Here is an 18561-nt window from a genome sequence, read left to right as displayed (position 1 = left end):
TGCTTTGAATTGTAGTATCATTCGTGTAATTCCCCTCGTCCTTCTCCTTGCGTTCAGTCATTGTTCCCAACGGTTGATCAAAAAGGAAAGATTAAGGGAAATCAATGAATACTATGACGGAAAGACGTATGCCTTACAAGAGGAGATCAAATTCTCTCAAACGGAAGTTTGGAAGAAAGGAACCTTGGTTAAGATCTATATCGAATCCACTCCTTCTCTTTTGAAATTGAAGGTTTACCCCATAGCAGAGTCTAGAGAGTCTTCTGTGGGAAAATTGGCAGCCTATATCATCAATGATGATATTAAGAAAAAGCAGTATGATTTGGAAGATGTCGATGAGTGGGTTGGTAAAAAATTCACTCTGGTTGAATCCAATGTCAAAAAAAAGAAATAAAGGTTAGGGATGTTGTATTGTCGCAGTTTGTTCGTTTCAATTCTTTCTTTGTTTCGTGTTCAAGATTCTTCCCCCCCAGTCCCGATATTCTAAAAGTGAAGATCTTCCGGTTGGTCATGGTTTCCTTTTTTGTTCTTTCTGGAACTCAGATTGTGGCCAATCCTTTTCAAAAAATTCATTCTGAAATCAATGAGTCCATTCCAGGAAATGAATCTGGGATGTTTCGCCTTTTTGGTTCTCAATCACAAGAATCCGAAATCCATAAACTGTTTTCTGTTGGCGTTAATTCTTCTGGAGAAGAGGAAGAAGTGGAGCTTGCTTCTCTTGATTTGCCCAAATACATTGATGTATCACCTGTCGTCAGTAATACTGTCGTTCACGAATCTGGAATTATTTTAAAAAAGTATGCAGTACAAAAGAAAGACAATCTATCCAAGATTGCTCGTTCCTTTTCTATCGATTTAACAAAACTAAAAAAACACAACGGCCTAACGAGCGACCAACTCAAGATTGGCCAGGTTTTGGAAGTTCCGGTGCAAGTGAAGAATGCATCTTCCTCCCGAGTGGTTCTTAAAAAAATCTTTATTATGCCGGTTCCTCAAAGCCGAGTGACCTCTCGGTACGGAAGAAGAGTCGATCCTTTCAATAAATACAACCGCGTGTATCACACGGGTCTTGATCTTGCCGCTAAGGTAGGGGCTCCGGTCCTTTCTGCCGCAGATGGAGAAGTGGTTTTTACTGGTCGTAACGGTGGTTATGGAAATTCAGTCACCATCCAACACAAAAATGGTTATAAAACGGTTTACGCCCACTGTTCCCAGATTTTAGTTGAGGTTGGGGAAACGGTGAAGATGGGTCGTGTGGTTGCTCTTGTCGGACGGACAGGAACGGCAACAGGGGCGCATCTCCATTTTGAAGTGTTTCGAAACGGGAAAATAATGAATCCTGAATCAGCTCTAAGTATGACAGAAAAACAAGTCACCAAACTTCCCAAGTCTGAAGTAGCCGGAATGTAATTGGAGCAAACCTCCGATTTGTGGGGAGCATGAATTTAATCCTTCAAAGAATCCAATCGAGTCAGTTTTTGACGTTGATTCCCGCGGTTTTACTTTTTTCCTTTTCTCTCGCCTATTTACTAAAGTTAGTATTACTTCTTTTGTTTTCCACAGAAACAGGGATTGGTGTGGCAGGAACTCGGCCCAAACAAATGCGCCAAGAAGTCATTTTGGCTGTGAGTACCTATGAAGATATTGTCACAGGTAATTTGATTCGTGGACAAGTTTTTGATCCCAATGACGCCACCAAACGAGGGGCAGATGGCTCACCTCTCGATCCAGAGATTGCCCAGGACAATGGGGACGATGACCAAATGTTGGTTACGGGAACTCTGTCTGGACATTGGTCTTTTGCTCGAGTGACCATTCGGGAAAAACAAAATAACGATTCCGAAGAGTATGGCACAGGTGAGATGGTTGGTGGGTATAAAGTGCAAACTATCGAACAACACTATGTTGTATTAAAAAAAGGGGGCCTTAGCCTTCGAGTGAACATCGGCGAAACACCGGCCCAAGCCAAAGAACGAATTCGTCCGAAAGATGCAGCAGCTGTTTCTAATTTAGGGCCTTCTAGCCAAACTGTCCAAAAAGTTCTTTCCCGTGAGGATGTGAATCGCAAACTGAAAGATCCGAATACTATCTATAAAAATGCAAGGTTCGGCCCACATTTGGTAGACGGAAAGATCGAGGGTTACAAGATCTATCAGGTGGCAAAAGACCATGTATTTTATTCCCTCGGTGCTCGCGGTGGGGATATTATCAAAAGAGTTAATGGAATGCCACTCAACGAAACAGAGAAAATGTTGGAAATTTGGGGTTCGATTAAACAAGCTCCGAAAATTACAGTGGATTTAGAGAGACAAGGCAAAATAATCACATATGAATTTATCATTCGGAATTAAAATGAGAAATCGTCTTCCTTTAGTAGTACTCAGTATTTGCCTGTATGTCTTTGTCACTCCTAGCTTTTCCCAAGAGAAAGGAAAACCAAAGGCCAAATCTTCTCCAGAACCTGCAAGTTTTACTGCTGATTGGAGAGATACAGAACTCAAAGATTTCCTTATGGGAATGAGTGCCATCATCAAACGAAACATTCTCATCGATGATGCTGTGAAAGGAAAAAAGATTACCATCATCTCGCAAAAACGAGTAAAAATTGAAGACGCTTATGGATTTATGAAATCCGTTTTAGAAACACAAGGGTTTGGCCTTATTGAAGAAAACGATCTTATCAAAGTCGTTAAAATCAAAGATGCCCTTGCCAAGTCACCCATAGTTCGTATAGGTAAAGACCCAGTCTCCGAAGCGGATGTATCACTTAACAAAACGATTACTCAGATTGTTCCTTTAGAATTTTCGAATGCTGCAGAACTTGAACCTATCCTCAAGCGCGTAACATCACCAGATACTGATATCATCATTCCAAAAAATCAAAACACTCTGATTTTTTCCGGTTCCACATCAGACATCAACAAATTACTCAAGTTAGTTGATAATTTGGATGTTCGGGCCGATGGTCCTGGATCCATTTCTTCTGCGGGTGACATTCATATTTATACATTAGAATACAATGAAGCAGAGAAATTGGCTGCCATTTTAGTGAAATTAGATATGCCCGATGCACCTACGGCTCCCACACAGGGACCTCCTGGAGAACCAGGTCCTGATGGCAAACCGGCAGCACCGCCACAACCGATCGTAGCACAGCCTGCAAAAGTTCCTGGCAAACAAGATAAAATCAAGGCAGTGGCTCACAAAGAATCCAACTCTCTGATTGTAACAGCGAGTCCTCAAGAATGGGAAGAAATCAAAAAGATTATTAAGATTTTAGATACGCCCAGAAAGCAGGTGTTACTCGAAGTGCTCATAGTAGAGCTTAGTTCCACTGACCTAAACGATTTTGGTATCGATTGGCGTTACCAAGAGTTGGCTTATGGACAGTTTAACACGGGTCTTGCGGCACAAGGGGGAGTGATAGATAAAAATGGTCGTCCTACCAACGTAAACACTCTTTCTGGTTTTTCCCTTGGATTCATTCGCCGTGGGGGACAACAAATCATTGGTATTTTAAATGCAAACTCCACCAATGAAAACTTCAATGTATTGTCAGCACCACAAATTTTGACCTTAGACAACCAAGAAGCAGAAATCAATGTGGGACAAGATGTTCCCGTTCGAACGCAAAACCGTAACGCCGGTCTTGGTGGGGACAATGCCGTGACTGTGGCAAACTTTGAATATCGTCCCACAGGGATTAAACTCAAGTTCACTCCTCATATCAACAAAAACAATCGAATCACTCTAGATCTTTACCAAGAGATAAAAAACGTAGCAGGGATTTCTTCCGAAGCAACGGGGGGAAACCCAACGTTTAACAAACGAGATATCAAAACAACCATTGTTGTGGACAACATCCAAACGATTGTGATTGGGGGACTCCTCTCCAACGACAAACAGAAGAAAGTGCAAAAAATCCCGATTTTAGGGGAGATTCCTCTTCTCGGAACCCTTTTTCGCAGAACCACCAATCAAAATCGTAAAACCAATTTGATGGTGTTTTTAACACCACATATTCTGGACGACCGAGACAAATCGGATCGTATCACCATCCAAAAGAAAAATGAACAAGAAAGGATGGTCGACGAACGAGAAAAGAAACTGCGATGAGAAAGAGTTTAGGTCAAATTCTATTAGAAGATGGGATCCTTACTATAAAGGATCTCGAAGACATTTCCAAACAACAGGAAAAAACAAATCTTCCTATCACTCATATCATTCAGAAAAAAGGTCTCGCTTCTGAAACTGACATTTTAAAAGCCTTATCCAAACTGCATCGGATGGATTTTATCGACAAACTTGAGTTTGTTGCCAATGAAGAAGTATTTGGGAAAATTCCCTTAAAACTTGTCCAACGTTCTAAAATTGTTCCCGTATCCGTCAAAGGGAAAAAAGTAATCGTTGCTACCTCTGACCCCACAGACCTGCATCCTATGGATGATATGCGTTCCTTCTTAAAAGGATACGAAATCCAGTTCGTTCTCGCTACAGAAAACGAAATCATGAGGATTGTTCATTCTCAGTTCGACAAAACCACTGCCGAAGCCAAAGAGATGATGGATGAGATGGATGGGAGTTTTGGGGACCTTTCGGATGCATTCGAATCCGATGCGCTTGATCTATCGAACGAAGCTCCCATCATTAAGATGGTGAATGTAATTTTATCACAAGCTGTTTCCGAACGAGCATCGGATATCCACGTAGAACCTTTTGAAAAATCAGTGGTTGTTCGTTATCGTGTGGATGGAGTTTTGCAAAAAGTTTTGAATCCACCTAAGTCTTATTTGGCGGGAATTTCCACTCGTATCAAAATCATGTCAAATCTGAACATTGCGGAAAACCGTTTGCCGCAAGATGGTCGGATCAAACTCCGGTTAGCGGGAAAGGATGTGGATGTCCGGGTTTCTATCATTCCATGTCAATTTGGCGAACGAATCGTAATGCGGATTCTCAATAAAACAGATCAAAAGTATTCGATAGAAACTATGGGTTTTAATAAAGAAATCCTAAAAGATTTTAAAGAACTCATTTATAAACCTTATGGAATCATTCTGGTAACGGGGCCAACGGGATCCGGTAAATCTACAACGCTTTACTCTGCACTTTCTGAAATCAATACAGAAGAACGCAATATCATCACTTGCGAAGATCCGGTGGAATACCAGATGGATGGGATCTCCCAAATGCAGATGAACGATAAAATTGGACTTACCTTTGCGGCGGGCCTTCGTTCCATCCTTCGTCAAGATCCGGATGTGGTAATGGTAGGGGAGATCCGGGATGAGGAAACCGCAAGGATCGCGATCCAAGCATCCCTCACAGGTCACTTAGTATTTTCTACACTCCATACAAACGATGCCTCGGCTGCTGTGACAAGACTTGTGGATATGGGGATTGAACCATATTTAATTACAAGTTCCGTCCTTGGATTTATGGCCCAAAGGCTCGTACGAGTCATTTGTAAAGATTGTAAAACAAGCTATAAACCAACCGACAAAGATTTGGCAGGTCTTGGAATCCAGAGAAAAGAATTAAAAAATGGTGTCCTCTACCGCGGGAAAGGTTGTGCCTCCTGTCTAAACTCTGGATACAAAGGGCGAACGGGTTTGTATGAACTACTCATAATGAATGATGAAATCAAACGAGCCATTTTGCAGGGTGCTGATTCCAATCGAATCAAAGAACTTGCGATTAAAAATGGACTCGCAACACTTCCTGTATACGGTAAATTTAAGGTCATTGAAGGTGTGACTACGCCGGAAGAAGTACTCCGGGTATCATAGTTTTATGCCACTTTTTACTTACGTTGCATTTAACAGAAAAGGCAAAGAAGAAAAGAACATCATTGATGCTGTCAATCTTCAGGCAGCACGTAACAAACTAAAGGCGAAAGGTCTTTATGTTCGCTCCATTCAGGAAGATCGTGAAAAAGAAGAAAGGGAACTTTTTCCTTTTTTATCAAAGTTATTATACCGAATCCCTAGGAAAGATGTAGGGCTTTTTTGTAAACAGTTGGGAACACTAATCGGGGCTGGGATTCCATTAGACAAATGTTTACTTTCGATCATTGACCAAGTCGAAAACATCTATTTCAAAAAAGTTTTGATTGAGATGCGGGCCGACATCACTGAGGGTATGAGCCTTTCTGAGTCTATGAAAAAACACAAAACTGTGTTCCCTGACCAGTACCCCAGTTTGATCTCTGTCGGTGAATCTACAGGAAATTACGAAAATACTTTGCACCGGTTAGCTGAGTTGGAAGAAAAATCTTCTGAGTTAAAATCAAAAGTACAAGTGGCAATGATTTATCCCATGATTATGGGTTTGTTATCTCTAGGTGTTTCGATTTTTTTACTTGTTGTGGTCATTCCACAAATTGAACAGTTGTTTGCTTCCTTTGATGCAAAGCTTCCCCTTCTTACGAGAGGTGTTATTTTTTTATCTTATGTCTTAACAAACTATTGGTTTTTTATTCTAGGTGCGATTGCCTGTGGCCTTCTTGGATTTATGAAATGGAAAAGTTCCGGGGAAGGGAAAAAAACTTGGGATAAATTTCTTTTAAGGTTACCTGTGATCGGAACCTTACTCCGTAAAATCTTAGTTTCCAATTTTGCAAGGAACCTATCTATCCTCCTTATGAACAGGGTTCCCCTGATTGTATCTTTAAATATTGTTTCTGACGTTGTCGGACACACAGTTTTTAAAGAAGAAATTGAAAGTGCTATAGTCAAAATTAAAGAAGGCGGGAAACTTTCTGATTCTCTACAAGGGTCGCAGGTCCTTCCGCAAATGGTGCTAGGAATGCTCAGTGCCGGGGAAGCCTCTGACAAAGTTCCCGAAATGATGAATAAACTTTCGGAAATCTACGAATCCGAGGTCGACACGGCAATAAAATCTTTGACCCAATCATTAGAACCAATGATGATCATTGTAATGGGTGGAATTATTTTTACCATTATGGCGGCGATTATGACGCCAATGTACAAACTAACTCAAGAAATCCAGGGGATGTAGAGTTTATGAAAACTAAAGGGAAACACGGAAAGATTCGTGAGGGACTCACCTTAATTGAGATTACAGTGGTAATGCTCATTTTAGGTTCTCTTATGGCGATTCTTTACTCCAGTATCGGAAACCGGGGTGAAGGCGAAAAAAAATTGAAGCTGAAAAATGACAGTGCCGTACTCAAAACTGCACTAGAAAGGTATTTAGAAGTTTATGATAAATATCCTTCGGAAGAACAAGGTTTGCAGGCTTTAATTGAGAAACCAGATGATGATAAAATCGGTGACGATTACGAACCTATCATTCGGGAAAAAGCAGTTTTAAAAGATCCGTGGAAAACACCATACGTGTTAAAGTTTGAAGGAGCTGTTCCTCAAATTGTGACCTTAGGTGACGATAAAAAAGAAGGTGGAGAAGGAAAAGCTAAAGATTTTAATATCCTTTCACCGGATGATTACCCGGCCGCTTTCCGATAAAATACCGGTTCTGAAAACCAAGCGGAAGTTACGCGATGGTCTCACTTTAATTGAGATCGTCGTTGTGATCTCCATCCTTGGCCTTCTCATGGTAATTGTTGGTGGAACCCTCCGTAACCTCATCATTCCTTCCACAGAAGATATTTCTGTTAAGTTGCAAGAATCCTTTAAATTCGGATACAACAAAGCACAATTAACCAACCAAGCAGTTCTATTCAAATATGATTTTGAAAAACGAAATTACCAGTTTTTTCTATTAAAAAGAGAGGAAGGTGGATTGGAAGAAGAAGCGATATTGAAAAAAGTTACTCTTCCGTTTTATTCAAAAATTGTTAAAGTAAGGGACTTAGCTGGTAAACCGAGGTCGGAAGGAAAACTACACATCGTTTTTACTCCGCAAGGAACTACCACGGATTTATTTTTATATGTTGGTTCTGATACAGAAATTAAAAGAACCATTCAAATTTATCGGTATGGTGGTAAGTTCAAAATCCACAAAACGGAATACTTTCCGGAACCAGAAACGAGTCCCATTCAGAAGATTTCTTACGGACTCGATGAACGAGATGAACAAGTAGATTCCAATGCAAAACCTCAATCTAAGTAAACGAAATCGCTCTGGTTTTACACTCTTTGAGGTTACTATTGCGATGGCAATGGCTGCGATGGTGATGACTTATACATACTCTCTTATTGCGGAAGGAATTTCTTATCAGAAAAAAGCCGTGTTACTTGCCAATGCAGTACATTTAGCAAAAATCAAAATGGCTCAAGTGGATTCTTCCACTACCATGCAAACAGACACATCTCGCGGATCGATCGAAGCATTTCCTGGTTATACTTTTGAAACCGAAATTAAAGAAGAAGAAATGGACCTTCTCAAACTTGCAGGTGGACCTAATGCTGAAGCACTGCGTAAAAAAGCACCAAAAGATATGTTAGGTGATAAAGACGTCGGATTCAGTGACCTAATGAAAAAAAGAGGTCAAAAAAAGAGCTTTGAGACAGGAGGAGTCCTCAAAGTATTTCGTGTCAAAGTTTCTATCTTTTATATGGATGGGAATAAAAAAGAAACCTTTAGTGTCGAAACATTCAGGAGCACAAAATACTGATGTTAGCGATTTCGCGATATAGACGCGGATTTACCTTGGTAGAGATCTCTATCGTTGTTATGATTATGGCAGTCATATTCACAGGTATTTTTTCTGTATTTTATACTGCGAATAAAATCTCTAAAAAAGGTGCTTCGAGCAAAGGTGCCAACCGAAAAGACATTCTTTATGCTATGGAGAATATCAGAGGGACACTTGCTCGTACCTACTATATCGATAACCAAAAAAGAATTTTGTTTGTTGGCAAACAAGACGGTGTCACTGGAACTAGAAATGATCGGGTTGTATTTGCCACGGCCAATCCGAATTCGGAAGAAGAAGGACAAGCTTCGGTTCGGGAAGTTTCCTTTTATTTACGAAAGATGCCCAATCCAAAAATGGAAGGATTATCGTATCTTATCCGTCGAGAAGATGAAATGATAGATACATTCCCCACTCAGGGTGGCGTGGAACACGTATTACTTGAGAATGTAAAAAGTTTTCAAATGAAGTTTTCTGAACGTGGAGACAAATGGGTAGATGATTGGAATTCCCGAACAACGAAAAAAATTCCAAGGCTCATTCGGTTTGAAATTATATCACTAGTGGGGAATGCTTTTGTTAAATATGAATCGCTTGCGCATCCAGTCATTCTCTTCAAATAAAAAAGCTAGAAGCGGTTTTATGGTCTATCTCCTTGTGATGGCCATTGGTACTGCCTCTTTATTTACCGCATCTAAATTCTTTGAAGATGCAGCTACAGAGTACCGAGTGGCTCGGTCTCAAGCCGATGGATTTAGGGCTCATATGCTCGCAAAAGCCGGGTTTATGGGGGCAGTGGGCGCCTTAAAAAAAATCCCGGAAGAAGTTTTATACCAGTCAGGTCTGGCTATGGATCCACCACCGATTCCGTTAGGGGGTGGCGTTATCTATTACACAATGAGTCCGGAAGACGGCAAAATCAATATAAACTCCCTTGTCAAAATTTATGACGATCAGCCAAACCAGCGAACCATTGAAATGGTCACTCGTCTCTTTTACCAGTTTGGATTAAAACGAGAGATGATTTTTCCGATTTTGGATTGGATCGATGAAAACCATCAGGAAACGGGAGGGGGTGCCGAACAGTACTACTACAATCGGCTTTCTCCACCCAGGAAAATCAAAAATGCTCCGTTGTATTCCCTCTCGGAACTCTTAGGGGTCAAAGGATTTGATAGGTCTGTAGTCTACGAAAGTTTGAAGCCGAAAGATTATGATAAAAATAATTCCAAGGACTTTATGACAGAGGAGGAAAGAGCTCTTCGTTCCGATAAAGACTATGTGCTCTCTAATAATATTACTGCTTACCTTCCTGCGGGTGATTCCTACGACGATCGGATCAATATCAATACGGCACCTTATTTTGTCCTCATTTCCCTTTCTGATTTTATGACCAAACAGGCCGCTATGAAAATTTTGAAACTCAAGTTGCAGAAAGGAGGCTATATTAAAGAATTGAAAGATCTGGAGACCGAACCTGAGTTCCAAGTCAAAACAACAGGGGATTTAACTCTGTATAAGGAGCTGGCAGGAGAGGGAACAGATGTCTCTGGTGGACGTATTAAAACCAAGGGCGAAGTTTATAAAATCACAGGGGTTGGGATTATAAAGGATAAAGTGGTTCGAAAGGTTTCTGGTCTTTTTGACCTAACCAAAAACCAGATGTTATACTATACTGAAGATTAATTATGTTATCATTTGACCAATACCTAGCTATCGATTACGGTTCCACGTTTCTAAAAGGAGTCCTTTTTAAAAAGGTACTCGGGAAAGTGGTGATCCTTCGAACCGAGAGTCTTCCAGTAGTAGAACTGGACGAATCAGAGGGGGATCCCTTCGAATACAATATCATTCGTTTCATTCAAAGTTTTTTTCCAGAAGAAAACAGATTCCTTCTCAATTTAGGAATCCATAATCTTTTTGTTCGTGACCTTACTGTACCTTTGGTTTCCGAAAAAGCCATTCAAGAAGTATTACCTTTTGAAGTTGAAAATTTAGTTCCCTATCCTATGGAGGAACTGGAGGTCATTGGCAAAACTTGGAGATCGAATAAAGAAAACTCTGATGTCATTTCTTTCAATGTTCACCATTCTGAACTTCTGCGTGCTCTAAAGCCCTTCGCGAAGGGGGATCTCTCCTTATCTTGTTTATCACTGGATTCCTTTGCCCTTTCTTCTTTGGTAACAAAAAACTATCCATTGTTACTTGCAGAACAAACCATACTCCAACTAGATCTTGGGGGAAAATATAGTATTCTTAATATCCTGTTTGAAGGAAAACTTCGTCATACCCGCCAAATTTATATTGGTGGTGAAGATGTGAGTTTGGAAATTGCCAATCTACTAAAAATCGAATTAGAAGATGCAAGGAAACTCAAAGAATCACTGCCCGTTGGATTTCTTTTTGATACAATCGAAAAATCAGAAGAAACAAACTTTCTGTCCAGATTTCATATCACTGCTACCCAATGGAAATCCCTTCGAAAGTTTATATTAGCAAAAATTGAACAACTGATCCATGAAGTAGAAAATAGTATCTTCTCACTTCCTGAAACAGAAAGGCCAAGTCTTATCCTACTCTCTGGGGGAGCTAGTTTATACCCTGGTCTTACTGCTTATTTGGAAGAAAAATTAGGAATCAAAACTGGCCGATATGAATTTTTAGGAATTGCGGATCCAAGTTTTGTGACGGCAGTTGCTACAGGAACACACTTTGAATCCCGCAATAGAGTCAATTTTCTGGAAACAGGATTTGCAAAGAGAATCCATACCAACCGTTTTAAGTTATCTGCATTTAAACCTCACCTAATTCTCGTAAGTATTTCTTTTGTGCTGTTGTTCGGAGTTTTTATTATCGGAATCATTTTGGATAAACGTAAAATTGCAGCCAACAAACAAGTTCTATTAGAAAAATACAAAAATGGAATTGGTGGAGAGCTGGGTGAAGATGAAGATCCTCTTTCGCAAGCTAATGCAAAACTAAAAGCAGAACGAAAGAAAACCGAAATCTATCGTTTGTTTCTTTCACAGGAAAGTGTTTTAGATGTATTAAACGAAGCTACCGAACAATTTCCTTCGCCTGAAGTATTACCCTTTATTTTGGATCAGTTTAATTTCGAAGAAAAGGAAATCCAAATTTATGGGCGGGTGAATGAATTTGGGGAGATTGGAACCATCCAATCTGCATTAGAAAAATCCGAAAAATTTACCAATATACAGATTCAGAACAAAAGACTGATCACTGGAGTAAACAAATTCAAAGTCAGTTTTAAAATCAAAATGGATGTTGTGACTCCTAAGGATGAACCGTAATGTTTGATCGGCTCAATGATAGAGAACGTGTTTTAGTCACTGGTTTAATTAGCTTTGTAGCTTTACTTGGGATTTATACTATTATCACTTTATTTTCTGATTTGCGAAATAGTCTTACAGACGAAATTTTCGAAACTAGAACTCAGGCAACAGAACTTGATCGCGTGATTCGAGAGTATAATTATTTGCGCGGTTTACAATCTGGTGGAAGTGAAGAAGACGTAAGTGTAATGTATTCCAAACTCGATCAGATTTTGGTCCGATATAATCTGAAAGACAAAGTCCAAACAATGAAGGACACAAGTAACGTCATCCAAAAGGATTATAATAAAATTACAATCGATGTATCGTTTCGCTCTGTACTTTTGCAGGACATTATTAAACTTGTATATGATATTGAAAAAAACAAACAAATTCAGGCAAAAGTAGACTTACTCAGTTTTCGAAAGCCATTTGCTGAAAAAGAAATCTATGATGTGAACTTAAAAGTTTCATCTTATAGTCGTTTGTCGAAAGGGAAATAATATGCCAAAAGAAACTGAATTGGAAGAAGATTTCCTTAACGAAGAAGACCAAGAGGTTCAAGAAAGTCTTCTAGAAGACGATGGTGATTTATTTGATGAAGATGGCGATGAAGAACATTCCAAACTAAATCGTAATCAAGTGTTTACACTTGTTGCCGTTGCGATTCTTTCTTTTTTTATATTTACTCTATTCATATTTCCGTTGAGCGAAATTTTTCGATCCGTTTTGATCAAGACAGGTAAAGAAACCGGTATCTTTATGGATGCAAAAGAAATCAATTTCCCGATGATTGGGAGAAAATCTTTTGATAGTTTTGTTGCTAGTTTCCCTTCTGGTACTTCGATTAAAGCAGAAGAGATTAGTTTGGGAGTATCTCTTCTGGGTCTTCTCCAGTCTAGGTTAGAAGGGGATGCAAACATTGGATATTTTAGTTTTGAAGGAAGTGAATGGGCCGCAAGTATCCAAACTTTGGACATTCCTCTTCGTCTTTCTTCAATAGATGATAAAATAACTAAATGGAATGGGGAAGGGGAAATTGACCTATCCGGTGGAAAAATTAAAGAATCAGCAGAAATCCCCTTTTTAGGTAGCCTAAAAGGAACTGACATTCGTAAGGCGAATATTGTTTTTAAAATTCGTTCCGGTAAATTGCTCCTGGAACAAGGAAGTTTGGAGTCTTCTTTTGCCAAATTCCAATTTCAAGGTGTGGTACGTCTTTCGGATACTCTCGCCTATTCTCAGTTAGATTTAAAAGTATGTTTCACTTTGACTGAAAAATTTGCCCAGGAACGCCAAGACTTAGTTGGTATGGTGGCTTTACTTCCGCAGGAAGGGGGGAAAACTTGTATCCCGATCCGCGGTACTTTTTCGTCTCCTAAAGTGGATCTTCCCAACTTGAATCAGTTAGGTGGTGCGGGTCCAAAAGCAGAGGATACATCCATTGAACCGGCGCCTGTTCCCTAATTTACCCTACTTAAGTCTCTGATTCTATGAGTGATTAAGAAATAGAAATAGGTAGAAATTATCCAGAGATCCTTCCTGTTTCTATTTATAGAATTGTTTTTTTTTTCACCATGTAATTCGATTTTTGATTATCAAATTTGCCAATGATGTTTAGATAAAAAAAAGACCTAAACTAAAAGTTTAGGTCTTTTTTTTTCCATGGAACCCAAACCCTAAACTGAAATTAGAGTTAGGTTCTTATTGTGGAGTTAGTTTACGAACAACCTGTCGTGGATCCGCAAGAGATACATTTGAGGCAAGCACCGTTACGAACCATTTGGAAGGAACCACATTCGGTACAGGAATCTCCTGTATACCCTTTCGTTCTAGCTTCCCCAATGATTTTCAGAGTTGCCGCTGCTGATTGTGCTGCCGTTGGTTGAGTGCCACCAGCCACAGCCACCGGTTCCGGTTTTTCTTCCAATACAGACTTCATAGAAATGGGTGCCACTTGTAGCGGAGCACGAAACCCGCTACTTTCCTGCTTTCCCACTAGATCCTTTGCAGGTTCTGCTTTCCTTCCTACTTCATCAGTTCTTAGATCCTCTGGTGATACTTGTGCCAAGTCGTATCGTCCTAGGTAGGTTATGGCAAGTTCTCTAAAGATGTAATCGATCACAGAGGTTGACATCTTAATATGAGGATTGCCAGAAACCATACCATTTGGTTCAAACTTGAAGAAAGTGAATGCTTCTACAAATTCTTCTAATGGAACTCCATGTTGGAGGCCAAGGGAAACCGCAATCGCAAATGCGTTCGTAAGAGAACGGAAAGCCGCTCCTTCTTTATGCATATCGATAAAGATTTCACCGAGTTGGCCATCTTCGTATTCTCCTGTGCGAAGGTATACTTTGTGACCACCCACCATAGCTTTTTGTGTGTAACCTGCACGACGGTGTGGGAGTTTTCTCCTTTCCGCAATGTATTTATACACTAGTTTTTCTGCAACTTCAGTCACCGATTTTGGAGCAGAAGAAGTTTGAAGTTCTTCCTCTTCTTCACCCACAGCACTTAACAACTGGAATACGGAGTTCAGTGGTTGTGAAAGTTTAGATCCATCACGATAAAGTGCATTTGCTTTGATCATCACTTTCCAAGACATGAGGTATGCATTTTTCACATCCTCGATGGTTGCCTCCTCGGGAAGATTGATCGTTTTGGAGATGGCACCCGAAATGAATGGTTGAGCCGCAGCCATAATTCGGATATGTGATTGATAAGATAAAAATCGTTTTCCGTATTTTCCGCATTTGTTTGCACAATCAAAAACAGCTAGATCCTTCTCTTTGATGAAAGGTGCATTTTCGATGGTCATCGTTCCACAAACATAATCGTTTGCTTGTGCAATTTCATCTGCCGAAAATCCCAATGTTTCCAAAAGGTTAAAACTCATAGAGTTGTAAACAGTTGCATCGATTCCTAATGTTTTTGAAAGGAAATCCTCACCTAACGTGAACTTGTTGAATGCAAATTGGATATCGAAAACAAAGGGAAGTTGTTTTTCTAGTTTTTCCAATACATCTTCTGTAAAACCTTTTTCTTTCAAACGAGCCGTGTTTACACCTGGCGCTCCGTTGAAAGTAGCATGACCTTTACAGTAGTTTACAATTGCATCTTGTTCGGCTTGGCTATAACCAAGTTTTTTCAAGGCAGCAGGAACGGATTGGTTGATGATTTTGAAATACCCACCACCAGCCAATTTTTTGTATTTCACTAGAGCAAAGTCTGGTTCAATTCCTGTGGTATCGCAGTCCATCACAAGTCCAATGGTTCCTGTTGGGGCAATCACTGTTACTTGGGCGTTGCGATATCCATACAATTCCCCAAGTTCCAAAGCTCGGTCAGAATCTTCTTTTGCTGCTTCGAGTAAGTAAGAAGGAAGAAATGATGGATTGATTCCCACAGGAGTGATGGTCAGTCCTTCGTATTCTTCTTTCGGAGCATTGTAAGCGGCACGTCTATGGTTACGAATCACTCGGAGCATATGATCCTTGTTTTTTTCGTATCCAGCGAATGGTCCGAGTTCTTTTGCCATTTCTGCCGAAGTTGCATACGAGGACATATGCATAATCGAAGAGATTGCACCAGTGACAGCCATCGCTTCTTGTGAATCATAAGGAATTCCCATGATCATAAGAAGAGATCCAAGGTTTGCGTAACCAAGTCCCAAGGTTCTGAACTTGTAGGATAGTTCTGCAATTTCTTTGGAAGGGAACTGCGCCATAAGCACAGACACTTCTAAGATGATGGTCCAAACTTTGTTTAAGTAACGATATCCTTCAACGTCAAAGCTTCCATCTTCTTTTAAGAATTTAACAAGGTTAGCGGATGCCAAGTTACATGCTGTATTGTCGAGGAACATATACTCTGAACATGGGTTCGATGCATTGATGGCACCGTCTTCTGGACAAGTATGCCATTCATTGATCGTACTATGATATTGTGTTCCAGGATCGGCAGAGTTCCAAGCGGCATTGGCAATTTTTTCCCAAAGGTCACGTGCCCGCAGGGTTTTGGAAGGTTTTGCTTCACGACCCGCAGCACGAGCTCTTTCTTTTTCTGTTCGGAAGTAGAGATTAAAAGGGAGGTCCTTTTCGACTGCTTCCATAAACTCATTTGTGATCCGCACAGAGTTGTTGGAGTTTTGTCCAGAGACAGTGTTGTAAGCTTCGGATTGCCAGTCAGTGGTCAATTCTTCAAAGAGCAGGTCTTTGTAACCTTGTTTGGAAAGGTCGATCACTCGTTTGATGTAGTTGTCTGGAACAAATGCTTTTCTGGCTTTTTGAATCGCTTTTTTGAGATCCACATTGGCAGCAGGGTCGTATGCTTCTTCACCAAGTGTTTGTTTGGCGGCAGAGCAGGCTCCCATAATATCGTTTAAGAGGCGATTGTTAAGAATGGATCCTGTGACAAGGGATGCCACTTTTTTCTCTTCTTGTACTTTCCAATCGATGAACTCTTCGATGTCTGGATGGTCCATATCAAGACAAACCATCTTCGCCGCACGACGAGTGGTTCCCCCAGATTTGATCGCACCAGCGGCTCTGTCACCGATCTTAAGGAAAGACATTAGGCCTGAACTTTTACCACCACCAGAGAGGGGTTCATTGGCGGAACGTAAGTTTGAGAAATTGGTTCCTGTTCCCGATCCATATTTAAAAAGACGAGCTTCACGAACCCAAAGGTCCATGATTCCCCCTTCATTGACTAAATCGTCATCCACAGATTGGATAAAACATGCATGGGGTTGTGGGTGTTCGTAAGAAGAGGCAGATCTTACAAGTTTTCCCGATTTTGGATCCACATAATAATGTCCTTGTGACTTTCCATCAATTCCATAAGCCCAGTGGAGTCCTGTATTGAACCACTGTGGGGAATTGGGTGCAGCCATTTGGCTTGCGAGCATAAAAATAACTTCTTCATAGAAAACACGAGCGCTATCTTCATCAGTAAAATAACCGTGTTTATAACCCCAATAAGTCCAACATCCCGCAAGGCGGTGGAACACTTGTTTGGAATCAGATTCTCCTACAAACCGGTCTTCTGGATTGAGGGCGGAGAGTTTTTCATCATCAGGAACCGAACGTTGTAGCCATTCTGGGATTCCTTTTTCTGCAATTTTTTTAAGATATTTGGGAACACCTTTTCGGCGAAAGTATTTCTGCGCGAGAATATCCGTTGCTACCTGTGACCAAAAATCCGGAACTTCGACTCCGTTAGCCTCAAATACAACTGACCCGTCAGTATTCGTAATTTTAGAATCCTTACGGACCCAAGTAAGATTCGGGTACAAACCCTTATTCCCTTTGGTAAAATGCCTCTCAATTTTCATGCAGACCCCATCTACAACAACATATACAATTTCTATTTTTTCCCCTACCAGGAGTGGAGAGGATTATGTCACAATAAGGGAATCTTTAGTTGGAAACATCCATTTTTTCAGCTAAGGAAGACTGATTTTTTAGAATTTTTTCAATATTTCTGTAAACTCTGAATGTTTTTTTTCGTTGACCTAGCGACCTTCCTACGTAGCATGGTCACAGATTCGAGATTCCCCTTTAGCTCAGTCGGTAGAGCAAATGACTGTTAATCATTGGGTCGCTGGTTCGAGCCCAGCAGGGGGAGCCAATCGAATCGTCCCCAGAGTTTTGAAAACCATCGGCTCTCCGAAATCCCTAGCATCCTTCTTCCACTTCCTAGGTTTCTCCCCAAAATCCAAGCAATTTCAATGCCACAAATACCATTCTATCACTGTTCTTTTTAGTTTTCTCTATTTTTTTTGTCCGCTCCCCGTTGAAAGCCAAGGTAATTCTCCGCCGGAATCTCCTCTTTGGAACTCAGAACAGATCCTTTTCATTACCGCAAAAGCCGGTGAAACCACAGGGTATCTGGATGTTTACACACTAAACGAAGGAGAATGGACATCTGTCCTCGAAAAAATACCAGTGAGACTGGGGCGGAATGGCCTTTTGTCCGGTTTGGAAAAAAGGGAAGGGGATGGAAATACTCCTACAGGTGTTTTCCCTATCGAAAGGATCGTTGGAAAACAAAAAAAACAAATTCGCAATTTAGAATACACTCAAATTCGAAAGCACTACCACTGGAGTGATTCGCCCACTTCCAAAAATTACAACAAACTGATCAAACATCGCGAGAAGGGTGCAGTCCTTCTTTGGGATTCCACAATTTACGACCTATTTATCGTGATCGAACACAATACAAAACCTGCAGTGCCTGGCCGTGGAAGTATGATTTTCCTTCATTCATGGAATGAAGATAAACCAACCTCAGGTTGTGTGGGTGTATCCAAAGAAGTTTTGGAGACTTTAGTTTCCGTGTTAGATGGTGATAAAAAACCTAGTATTTCCATCCAAATTTTGGATTGAGGATAACTCCCTACGCCACCGATCGGAGTGGAAATCCTTTGCGAAAGCAAAGATTGGAACGGAGAGCGGGATCGCTTACTGGTTAAAATTGTTATTTTAATTGGATTTGCGAGGCACAAAAAATAATTTATCTATTCTTGATAATTTGAATATTCTGAAAATATAAAAAACCGGTATTTGTAGTCAATACCGGCAAAATATGTTGTTTAGGTTTAGA

General features: G+C 40.4%; 16 protein-coding genes and 1 tRNA gene. 16 read left to right on the top strand and 1 reads right to left on the bottom strand.

From position 1 onward, the window contains the following. Positions 1–28: 28 nt before the first annotated feature. From LEP1GSC195_RS05935 to gspN, 14 genes are read left to right on the top strand one after another with little or no spacing between them, the layout of a single operon-like run. On the top strand, positions 29–394 hold the full coding sequence (locus tag LEP1GSC195_RS05935) for a type II secretion system-associated lipoprotein (RefSeq protein ID WP_084597425.1): 366 nt from the start codon (positions 29–31) through the stop codon (positions 392–394). Positions 395–411: 17 nt separating this feature from the next. Then, on the top strand, positions 412–1410 hold the full coding sequence (locus LEP1GSC195_RS05930) for a peptidoglycan DD-metalloendopeptidase family protein (RefSeq protein ID WP_040506477.1): 999 nt from the start codon (positions 412–414) through the stop codon (positions 1408–1410). 29 nt (positions 1411–1439) lie between these two features. Continuing rightward, positions 1440–2351, top strand: a complete 912-nt coding sequence (locus tag LEP1GSC195_RS05925; protein ID WP_015682218.1) for a hypothetical protein — start codon at positions 1440–1442, stop codon at positions 2349–2351. A gap of 1 nt (position 2352) precedes the next feature. Next, positions 2353–4116 (top strand): type II secretion system secretin GspD, encoded by a 1764-nt coding sequence (gene gspD / locus LEP1GSC195_RS05920; RefSeq protein ID WP_015681389.1) that lies wholly within the window; start codon positions 2353–2355, stop codon positions 4114–4116. Then, positions 4113–5789 (top strand): type II secretion system ATPase GspE, encoded by a 1677-nt coding sequence (gspE, locus tag LEP1GSC195_RS05915; protein ID WP_015680873.1) that lies wholly within the window; start codon positions 4113–4115, stop codon positions 5787–5789. The genes gspD and gspE overlap by 4 nt, the downstream gene beginning before the upstream one ends. Before the next feature lie 4 nt (positions 5790–5793). After that, on the top strand, positions 5794–7020 hold the full coding sequence (locus tag LEP1GSC195_RS05910; protein WP_015681287.1) for a type II secretion system F family protein: 1227 nt from the start codon (positions 5794–5796) through the stop codon (positions 7018–7020). Between the two features lie 5 nt (positions 7021–7025). Next, positions 7026–7487, top strand: a complete 462-nt coding sequence (locus tag LEP1GSC195_RS05905; protein WP_015680511.1) for a type II secretion system protein GspG — start codon at positions 7026–7028, stop codon at positions 7485–7487. Then, the gene (locus LEP1GSC195_RS05900) at positions 7462–8094 is read left to right on the top strand and encodes a type II secretion system protein (protein ID WP_156827639.1); all 633 of its coding nucleotides are present in this window, start codon (positions 7462–7464) and stop codon (positions 8092–8094) included. Before LEP1GSC195_RS05905 ends, LEP1GSC195_RS05900 begins: the two co-directional genes overlap by 26 nt. After that, complete coding sequence (locus LEP1GSC195_RS05895) at positions 8072–8599, top strand: prepilin-type N-terminal cleavage/methylation domain-containing protein (protein ID WP_040506472.1); 528 nt, start codon at positions 8072–8074, stop codon at positions 8597–8599. Before LEP1GSC195_RS05900 ends, LEP1GSC195_RS05895 begins: the two co-directional genes overlap by 23 nt. Next, positions 8599–9243, top strand: a complete 645-nt coding sequence (locus tag LEP1GSC195_RS05890) for a type II secretion system protein GspJ (RefSeq protein WP_040506470.1) — start codon at positions 8599–8601, stop codon at positions 9241–9243. The genes LEP1GSC195_RS05895 and LEP1GSC195_RS05890 overlap by 1 nt, the downstream gene beginning before the upstream one ends. Next, positions 9206–10306, top strand: a complete 1101-nt coding sequence (locus tag LEP1GSC195_RS05885) for a type II secretion system minor pseudopilin (RefSeq protein ID WP_232227711.1) — start codon at positions 9206–9208, stop codon at positions 10304–10306. The genes LEP1GSC195_RS05890 and LEP1GSC195_RS05885 overlap by 38 nt, the downstream gene beginning before the upstream one ends. Positions 10307–10308: 2 nt before the next feature. After that, positions 10309–11931, top strand: a complete 1623-nt coding sequence (gene pilM / locus LEP1GSC195_RS05880) for a cell division protein FtsA (protein WP_015680846.1) — start codon at positions 10309–10311, stop codon at positions 11929–11931. After that, positions 11931–12455 (top strand): hypothetical protein, encoded by a 525-nt coding sequence (locus LEP1GSC195_RS05875; RefSeq protein ID WP_015682004.1) that lies wholly within the window; start codon positions 11931–11933, stop codon positions 12453–12455. Before pilM ends, LEP1GSC195_RS05875 begins: the two co-directional genes overlap by 1 nt. A 1-nt stretch (position 12456) precedes the next feature. Next, positions 12457–13419: a type II secretion system protein GspN gene (gene gspN, locus LEP1GSC195_RS05870; protein ID WP_015681779.1), complete on the top strand. Its 963-nt coding sequence runs from the start codon at positions 12457–12459 to the stop codon at positions 13417–13419. A gap of 253 nt (positions 13420–13672) precedes the next feature. Here the strand turns inward: gspN and LEP1GSC195_RS05865 are convergent, their stop codons facing one another. After that, positions 13673–17290, bottom strand: coding sequence for a vitamin B12-dependent ribonucleotide reductase (locus LEP1GSC195_RS05865; RefSeq protein ID WP_040506468.1), 3618 nt, complete (start codon positions 17288–17290; stop codon positions 13673–13675). A 220-nt stretch (positions 17291–17510) separates the two neighbouring features. Here LEP1GSC195_RS05865 and LEP1GSC195_RS05860 point away from each other — a divergent pair. Both LEP1GSC195_RS05860 and LEP1GSC195_RS05855 read left to right on the top strand, forming a co-directional pair. Continuing rightward, positions 17511–17586, top strand: a tRNA-Asn gene (locus LEP1GSC195_RS05860). A 20-nt stretch (positions 17587–17606) separates the two neighbouring features. Then, positions 17607–18344, top strand: a complete 738-nt coding sequence (locus LEP1GSC195_RS05855; RefSeq protein ID WP_015682236.1) for a L,D-transpeptidase family protein — start codon at positions 17607–17609, stop codon at positions 18342–18344. Positions 18345–18561 lie beyond the last annotated feature (217 nt).

The organism is Leptospira wolbachii serovar Codice str. CDC (genome assembly GCF_000332515.2).
Taxonomy (GTDB): domain Bacteria; phylum Spirochaetota; class Leptospiria; order Leptospirales; family Leptospiraceae; genus Leptospira_A; species Leptospira_A wolbachii.
Note: the sequence above shows the minus strand (reverse complement) of the source record. Positions and strands in the feature narration are given on the sequence as shown.